Here is a 7,931-nt window from a genome sequence, read left to right on the forward strand (position 1 = left end):
ATGCATGCTCCTGCGGCACCGACGATCACACCACCGCCCACTCGAATGCGGGCGAGATAGGGACGGTAGGCACCATCCGGGAACATTACCTTGTCGAGGGAATGACCTGCAGCCAGTGCGTCTCGAGCGTCACTGAAGAGCTCTCCGCGGTCGACGGAGTCGAAAGCGTCAGCGTCGACCTGAAAATCAGCGGTGCATCCCCCATCATGGTTGTCAGCTCCAAGCCAGTGCCGGTCGGCGACGTTCGCACGGCAATTACCGAAGGCGGATACACGCTGGTCACGGTCCAGCGACTGCGGTCACCGAGGTCCAACTCGAGATCCGCGGGATGCCCTCTGCGCGATGCGCAGCCCGCATCGAACGCGACCCGGATCGGCTCGCTGGCGGCGAGGTGACAGTGAGCTACACGCCGGAATGAGCTACGCGTCGGAGTCTCGACGAGCGGCAAGTCGGGCGATCGAGACGCTGGCCTCCTGAGTGGATCTCTCGGGAGCGTGAGCTAGTGTGTGGCGGAATAGAGCAAGAAGATCATGAATAACGTGGTGGGAGTAACAATGGTCGAGAGCGAGAGCGCCCCAGAGCGCATCCTTGCGGCCAGACCCCTGCGACGACTTCTCATGGCCTCGCTCACGATCGCCGCGATCCTGCTGGGACTCCTTGGTATGCACGCGCTTTCGGCCGGAACGGATGCTCAGGGCAGCCACGGTACCCACTCGCCGATGCTGTCGGTGTTGGACACGGGACCGCAGATGATGTCCGGTTCGAGCGAAAGCGCCCCGCTCCTGATCGCGTCTGCGTTTGCCGCCTCCATCAGAGTGGCTTCTACTCAGACCGGCACCAACATGTTGGCGATGAATTGTCTCCTACTGGGCATGGTCTGCGCTCTCGGTTTCCTGGTTGTCGTTTTCGTTCTGGTTGTCAGCAAGCGTCCGTCTCCTCTTTTGTCGGGCATCCGGAGAGTGACGCGAATTCCTCGCATCGCCACGTCGAAGTTCGTCGCACCGACCACCCCTTCTCTCTACGCGCTCTCCATCAGTAGAACCTGATCAGACACACGGTTTCCCCTCCCGAATTCGGGTACCAGGTCTACCGCTGCGCCCGCAGCAGTTCCGTTGTCTTGTTCTTTTCTCCTGATTGGATTTCCTCATGCACACTCCACGAAAAATTCTCGTGATCGTCGCTATCGTCGGCAGTGCGATCTCCCTGAGCGCCTGCTCGACCGCAGCTAGCCCGGGCGCAACCGCCTCGTCCTCTCCTGCGTCGGCTGTGTTCACTTCAGCGGATGTCGGCTTCGCGACCGACATGTCCGCCCACCACCAGCAGGCGGTGGAGATGTCACAAATGCTCCTCGACAAGAGCGACATCGACCCGCGTGTTGTCACCCTCGCGCAGGGCATCAAGGCCGCTCAGGGTCCTGAGATCGAGCAGATGACGTCCTGGTTGTCGGCCTGGGGGCAGAAGGCGGACAGCATGTCGGGGATGGATATGAGCGGAACGCTGATGTCTGATTCGGATATGAATGCGCTTAAGACTTCGACGGGTCTGGCAGCGAGCAAGCTGTTCCTCACCCAGATGACGGTGCACCACACGAGTGCGCTGGTTATGGCGAAGACGGAGATCGATTCGGGGAAGAATGTCGACGCCGTGACGCTGGCGAAGAAGATCGTCTCGACCCAGACCGCGGAGATCACCCAGATGGGTGACATTCTCGCCACGCTCTGACACCTTTTCGTCGGCCTCGGGGCAGGTTTCGCTGCGGCGCGTCCTGTCTTCGGGGCGTCGACACAGACGCGCCCGGCGCGCATTGAAACGGATACCAGTGACCTCTCGAACATCTCAGCCCCCCGGCAGCACCTCGCGAGCGCCCACGGTGCGCCGCCGTGAGCTCATCGCCCCTGAACGACGAACGACACTGAGCCAGCGGAAGACGGCTGCTGCGACCAATCGCTCTGGCTGGAGTCTGCGTGTGCGCAGGTCGTCAAGAGTGGCCGTTTGGTGGTCGACCTGCACAAGCGTTAACGCCTCCACGGGCTGTCGCCTCCACTTCGAAATCCGATCCGGTGGAGTCGCCAATGAACCGCTCGCGTTCATGCAAAACCACGGAATCACTCGGGAATAAACGCCCAAACTCACCATCGGATCTGACGCTCACGCCTCCGGGTCCATCTCATCAGCACTACCTACGAGAGATATCTACTATGCCCACGTTTATTGCACGACGAACTTTTCTGGCGGCCGCCGCGGCAACTGTCGCAGCGTCGACCCTTGCGTCATGTTCGTCGCCGGCCTCGGGTAGCCACCGAATATTGTCAACGGATCCCCTCGTCGCCAAGCGCGAAACACGACGTCACTGGAACGGAAACACCACCGCGGCGCAACTGGTCGCTGCACAATTCATGACCTCGGTTGCCGAGAAATCGATTTCAACATGGGGATACAACGGGGCGCTCGTCGCCCCGACCCTCCGTGCGACGGCCGGCGACAAACTGAAAGTCTCGGTCACAAACTCGTTGACCGAGGCGACGAGTATCCACTGGCATGGGGTGGCTCTTCAGAATGCTGCCGATGGTGTTCCCGGGTTGACCCAGCAGGCGGTCAAGCCCGGTGCGGAATTCGCGTATGAGTTTCGGACGGCCACCCCGGGTACCTACTGGTACCACTCGCACGTCGAAATGCAACGAGCCCGCGGCCTCTTTGGGGCACTCGTCATCGACGACCCCCAAGAGCCTCTCTCCTACGACCGGGAGTGGGTCGTGGTGCTCGACGATTGGCTCGACGGTTTCGGCGGAACGCCCGACAGTGTTCTCGCCGCGCTGTCGGCGGGCATGGGAATGTCGGGGATGAAAATGGACAGTTCGTCGCCCCTCCTCATGAATTCGACGAGCGCTTACCTCGGTGGCGATGCGGGCGATGTGAAGATACCCGTCCACCTCATGAACGGACGCTCCACCATCGAACCGGAAACCTTTGCAGCAAAGCCCGGGGACCGCATCCGTTTGAGAATCATCAATGCGGCCGGGGATACCGCCTACCGGATCGGTATCCCCGGGCAACAAATGCTTCTGACTCACGCGGACGGCTTTCCGACCACACCGGAAAGTGTTGATGCCGTGGTCCTGGGCATGGGCGAACGAATCGACGCACTCGTCACCGTGAAGGAGGGAACATCTGCGCTGCTGTCGTTGCCGGAGGGCAAGGCAGGCAACGCTGTCGGCTACATCTCCACCGGCCCGGCTTCCATGCCGCCCCTGTCCGCTCTGCCCACGCAGTTGACCGGGGTCGTCACCGACGGCGGTCGGCTGAAGGCCGACGCGTCGGTCCTCCTTCCCGAGACCGCAGTGGACCGCACACATCAGGTGAACCTCACCGGATCGATGGCGAAGTACAGCTGGGGCATCAACGGACGATCCTTCGATATGAAGAATCCATTTGCGGGAGCGTTTGAGGTGCGGAGCGGTGAACGAGTACGAGTGGTCGTCACAAACTCGACCACCATGTGGCACCCCCTTCACCTGCACGGGCACAGCTTCCAACTGGCCAACGGCGGGGCCCGTAAAGACACGGTCATCGTGCGTCCGAAGCAGCGAGTCACCTTCGAATTCGACGCCGATAACCCCGGGCAGTGGCTCACGCACTGTCACAATGCCTACCATGCGGCACGCGGAATGATGGGCGTCTTCTCCTATGTCTCTTGACCAGCTAAACGAAAACAGCACGGTGGCCAGAAAGAATGGTCGTTCCGGTAGGGAGCGTCCTGGGCGTTACTCGCACCCCATTGCTCGCGATCTGCTCGGAAGTCATCTTCTCAGTTCCCGCAGATACCCCAGGGGGTATGCTTGGTTATGGATAGACGCTCTGGCGGAGCCACCCGCGCACATGACTGGTAGCTGCTACCCATCCGAACGGCACGACACGGAGTTGACCCGACGCGTTCACGCGCGTGTTGACGGGCGACGGGCCGTCCGCGAAGAGAACGACCGAAGGGAAGATCAATCTTGATCCAGGGATTCTCAATCAACGGAACGTGGCCCGCAGGCTTGCTGGTGGCGCTGGGGGTCGTGCTGCTCACCATTCTGGCGGTGCGAATCGCCGGACGCAGGGCTGGGCGAGGCGACCCAGGGCGCGGCGAAGATCGCCGCCAGGGCCCCGATGGATCGATCAATTCAGGGCAGGTCCTCGAGGATATGTATGCCCGAGGCGAGCTGAATTTGAAGGACTACCAAATACGGCTGCGTGTTCTCCGCCGGGGTGCGTGATGGGTGTATCACCGGCGGGCAACAGGTCGCCGATCTCTGAGCGTTCACAACGGCCACCGTCTCCGCCCTCGGTGCAGCGGATGTCGCGCCACAACTCAGACACGGGACGCATCGCGTGCTTCGGCAGACGCACGACTGTCGCGCATCCGGGTAGCACGCCAACCCTGGCTTCGCCGGAAATGGACGTGACGGACGCCCACCGGCGCGACCGCGGAAAGGTTCACGGATCATGATGAACGGGATAGGGCAGGGTAGCGGTTGGCTGTTTGGGGGCCTCATCCTCATCGGAGTTGTGCTGTTAGGGATCGTTCTGGTGCGCGTCATCGGAGCCGCTTCGAAGCGAGACGCCGGCGGCGCAGGGGGTACGCCTCATCCGCGCGGGCCCAGTACTGCCCGTCAACTTCTCGATGAACGCTATGCGCGAGGGGACCTCACGACGGAAGAATACCGGGACCGCATCCGTGTCTTGGGTGAGGGAACCTGATGGAACCCATCTCTCGGCGAAACGCCCTGATCCTCGGTGGTCTGGGAACGGCCAGCCTTTTGGCCGGCGGTGCCGGGCTCGTCTGGAGTGCGAATTCCGGATTCGTTCCCTCGACTGCCCAGCAGCTAACCGAGCCGAAAGCCCTGCGAAGTGTGAATGGGGCGCTGAAGGTGACACTGACGGCGGCGGAAGGCCCCACACGGATCGCGGGGCGCGGCGCAACCGCGCTCACCTACAACGGGGGGCTGCCCGGTCCCACGTTGATGCTGCGCCCGGGGGATCGGGTGAACGTGTCCCTGGAAAACCGGATGAAGGACCCGACCAACCTCCATGTTCACGGGTTACACGTTTCGCCGAACGGCAATAGCGACAACGTGTTCGTCTCAATCGATCCGGGATCCTCGTTCGACTACGAGTATTTTCTGCCGAAGGATCACCCGTCTGGCGTGTACTGGTACCACCCACATCATCACGGCATGGTCGCCACCCAGGTGTTTGGTGGGCTGTACGGCGCGATCATCGTCGAAGACCCCATTCCGATCCCGGTTGCCCGGGAACGCGTTCTTGTCATCTCTGACATCACCCTGAGCGGATCCGGGGCGATCCCGGCAGCATCCGCGATGGATCGCGTGATTGGACGGGAAGGAAGTCTGATGCTCGTCAACGGTCAGGCGTCACCGCAGCTGAAGGCTCGACCCGGCGATCGTGAAAGGTGGCGGATCGTCAATGCGTGTTCATCCCGGTATTTGAAGCTCAGGCTCGACGGTCAACAACTTCAACTCTTGGGCATCGACTCCGGTCGATTCCCTCAGCCGCAGGAGGTGACGGAAGTCACCCTCGCCCCCGGAAACCGCGCCGATCTTCTTGTCACCGCAGTCAACGGGACGGCAACTCTTCAGACCCTGCCGGTTGACCGGGGAACAGCGATGGGGATGATGAGCGGATCAGTCACTTCCTCGGTCCCGGTGCACCTGGCCACCTTTGCTGTTGCCGGCGCACCGGCTGCCCCACTTGCCCGGGTACCGGCACAGCCGTCACCGCGAGACCTGAGAACCTCATCTGTTGATGGTCGGCGCGAGCTGACCTTCGCGATGGGGATGGGTTCCGGCGGGATGGGCATGGGGTCGGGAAGCAGCATGATGGGGTTCACGATCGATGGGAAAGAGTTCGACCCGGCGAGGATCGACACGATCGTCCAGGGCGGAACGGTCGAAGAGTGGACGCTGACCAACACCAGTCCGATGGATCACCCGGTGCACCTCCATGTCTGGCCCATGCAAATCGTCGAGCAAAACGGCCTTACCGCCAACCGGATCCTGTGGCAAGACGTCGTTAACGTCCCCGCTCGCAGCAGTGTTCGCGTGCGTATCCCGTTCGAAGACTTCACCGGCAAGACCGTCTATCACTGCCACATCCTCGACCACGAAGACGGCGGGATGATGGGAATCATCACCACAAACTGACAACAGCCGACTCACACATTGCACGAGCAACGAAGGAGAAACACATGAACTACGCACACACCATCACCGTCTCGCTACCCTACGAAGAAGCCGTCACCAGGGTACGGGAGGAACTCGCGAATCAAGGATTCGGTGTCCTCACCGAAATTGACGTCCACGCAACCTTTGAAGCAAAGCTCGGCAGCGAAAGCGCGCACACGCTCGGTGATTACCTGATTCTGGGCGCATGCAACCCCGTCCTCGCCGAACAAGCCCTCACCGCAGATCCCGATATGGGCCTTTTGCTTCCCTGCAATGTCGTCATCCGACGAGACCGGTCGGCGAATTCGACCACGATCCAAGCGATCAATGCCCAGACGATGGTCCAGTTGAGCGAATCACCGGCGGTCCAGAAGGTTGCCGACCAGGCTGACGCCAACCTGCTTGCAGCACTGGCTGCACTCGAAGGCCTGCACTGACGGCGCCCAAACAGGGGCCCATCTAGCCTTGCAGCCTTTTTAGGAGCGAGAGCTATTGTTTTGCGGGGCCTACGCGAGAGCTAGTGAATGACAGGTTGGGAGCGACAGTGATTGAGAGCACGAGTGCCGAACGGCGTTTGTTCGCGGCCTCTCTTCGCCGGTTTCTGGTGGCCTCCCTCACAATCTCCTCGATATTACTGGGACTGGTCGGCATGCACGCTCTCTCCGTCGCAGCGGATGCTCCGGGAGGCACAATGATGCACTCCCCGATGCTGACGTCACCGACCGTGCCTTCCGGGGTGTCGGAGCAGCGTGGGCTCCCACCAGCAACGATGTCAGGTACGGCACCAAACGTTTTGGACACTGCTACTTTTCCGCGCCCCGACACCAGCATCGGCGAGATGCTCGCTCCGCAGGGAAGCGCTGACATGGGGGCGATGAATTGCCTCCTGCTTGGGATGGTGTGCGTGCTCAGCTCCCTCATCGCGATTATCGTGCTGGCGCGCGATAAACGTCCGCCCCGGCTGATGTCAGAGATCCGCCGGGTGGCGCGCGTTATTCGTGTTTTCGCATCGCGCCTCGCATTGCCTACCCCTCCCTCTCTCGACGCACTTTCCATTAGCAGGGTCTGATCAGACACACGCGTTCTGTCCCTAATCGGGGCACCAACGAACTCGCTGCACCCGCAGCAATTGTGTTGTCAACTTGTCTATCCACTGATTGGAATTTCCTATGCTCAACTCTCGAAAATTTCTGGTTGTCGCCGCCATCGTCGGCAGCGCGATCACATTGAGCGCATGCTCCACCGCCTCAAATACGGGCTCGACCAGTGCCTCCCAGAGCGCCTCTGCGGCATTCAATAAGGCGGATGTCAGCTTCGCAACTGACATGGCGGCTCATCACCAGCAAGCGGTGGAAATGTCGCAGATGCTCCTCGAGAAGAGCAATATCGACCCGCGTGTGGTCACCCTCGCCAAAGACATCAAAGCCGCGCAAGACCCTGAGATCAAGCAGATGAAGTCGTGGTTGTCTGACTGGGGTCAGAAGACAGACAGCATGGCAAGCATGGACATGAGCGGAACACTGATGTCGGATACCGATATGAATGATTTGAAGAACTCGGCCGGCCCCGCAGCCAGCAAGCTGTTCCTCACCCAGATGACCGTGCACCACACGAGCGCGCTGGTCATGGCGAGGACTGAAGTCGACTCGGGCAAAAACGCTGACGCCGTGACGCTGGCGAAGAACATCATCTCGACCCAGACCGCGG

At 61.1% G+C, this 7,931-nt stretch carries 7 protein-coding genes; all 7 read left to right on the forward strand.

What is annotated here, in order from left to right; genetic code table 11:
- Nucleotides 1-101: 101 nt before the first annotated feature.
- Nucleotides 102-395, forward strand: coding sequence for a heavy-metal-associated domain-containing protein (locus tag ABIB54_RS08325; RefSeq protein WP_354575062.1), 294 nt, complete (start codon nt 102-104; stop codon nt 393-395).
- Between the two features lie 222 nt (nt 396-617).
- Nucleotides 618-1,046 (forward strand): DUF6153 family protein, encoded by a 429-nt coding sequence (locus tag ABIB54_RS08330; RefSeq protein WP_354575044.1) that lies wholly within the window; start codon nt 618-620, stop codon nt 1,044-1,046.
- A gap of 100 nt (nt 1,047-1,146) precedes the next feature.
- A complete protein-coding gene (locus ABIB54_RS08335; protein WP_354575045.1) occupies nt 1,147-1,722 on the forward strand; it encodes a DUF305 domain-containing protein in 576 nt (191 codons plus the stop codon).
- A 350-nt stretch (nt 1,723-2,072) separates the two neighbouring features.
- Nucleotides 2,073-3,695 carry a multicopper oxidase family protein gene (locus tag ABIB54_RS08340; RefSeq protein ID WP_354575046.1) on the forward strand — a complete coding sequence of 541 codons (1,623 nt, stop codon included), beginning with the start codon at nt 2,073-2,075 and terminating at the stop codon, nt 3,693-3,695.
- 1,044 nt (nt 3,696-4,739) lie between these two features.
- The gene (locus ABIB54_RS08345; protein ID WP_354575047.1) at nt 4,740-6,203 is read left to right on the forward strand and encodes a multicopper oxidase family protein; all 1,464 of its coding nucleotides are present in this window, start codon (nt 4,740-4,742) and stop codon (nt 6,201-6,203) included.
- A gap of 44 nt (nt 6,204-6,247) precedes the next feature.
- A complete protein-coding gene (locus tag ABIB54_RS08350; RefSeq protein WP_354575048.1) occupies nt 6,248-6,661 on the forward strand; it encodes a DUF302 domain-containing protein in 414 nt (137 codons plus the stop codon).
- Nucleotides 6,662-7,393: 732 nt separating this feature from the next.
- Nucleotides 7,394-7,931: DUF305 domain-containing protein (locus tag ABIB54_RS08355; protein WP_354575049.1), on the forward strand; the 538-nt coding region annotated here is incomplete at its 3' end.

It is taken from the genome of Frigoribacterium sp. UYMn621 (assembly GCF_040549525.1).
GTDB lineage: Bacteria > Actinomycetota > Actinomycetes > Actinomycetales > Microbacteriaceae > Lacisediminihabitans.